Here is a 656-nt window from a genome sequence, read left to right as displayed (position 1 = left end):
TTGAAAATCATACCTTGCCAGCCTACGGTCGGCACAGTGATAATTTAGAAACAACGGTTATTCAGTTGTATACCAAGGGAATTACCACTGCTGAAATTGCCGAACTCATTGAGAAAATGTACGGTGCTCACTACTCCAAAGCCACGGTTTCCAACATGACTAAAGCCGTCAATGAACAGGTTCAAGCTTTCCAGCAACGTCGACTGGCTTCACAATATGCGGCTATCTTCTTAGATGCCACTTACTTGCCGTTAAAGCGGGATACCGTTCAAAAAGAAGCGGTTCATATTGCGATTGGCATTCGTCCAGATGGTACGAAAGAAGTGCTGAACTACCAAGTGGCGCCGACGGAATCAACTGGGATCTGGACTGAATTACTGGGNTTGTTTGTGGCCGATGGGTTAGTTGGTTTGGATGAAGGCTTAAATCGGCATTTTCCCAAAGCTAAACGACAACGTTGCCTGGTTCATGTTGGGCGTAATTTGATAAACAAAGTTCGGGTGAAAGACCGTAAGGCCGTGATCAATGACTTTAAACAAGTTCATTGGGCTGCCAATCGTGAAGCAGCCGAACTGAAACTGAATGAGTTCGCCAACAACTGGCATCGTACCTATCCCAAGTTAATCAAAGATCTGCTTAAAATGCCGAATCTGCTC

The 656-nt window shown here is 45.2% G+C and carries 1 protein-coding gene and 1 pseudogene; both read left to right on the top strand.

What is annotated here, in order from left to right; translation table 11 throughout:
* A pseudogene (locus FD36_RS06970) lies at positions 1-382 on the top strand (transposase); the annotation flags it as partial.
* A 1-nt stretch (position 383) separates the two neighbouring features.
* On the top strand, positions 384-656 hold a 273-nt coding region (locus tag FD36_RS06965; protein WP_235803529.1), incomplete at both ends, for a transposase.

The sequence above is a fragment of the Fructilactobacillus sanfranciscensis DSM 20451 genome (genome assembly GCF_001436035.1).
GTDB classification, from domain to species: domain Bacteria; phylum Bacillota; class Bacilli; order Lactobacillales; family Lactobacillaceae; genus Fructilactobacillus; species Fructilactobacillus sanfranciscensis.
This window is presented reverse-complemented; position numbering and strand designations above follow the sequence as displayed.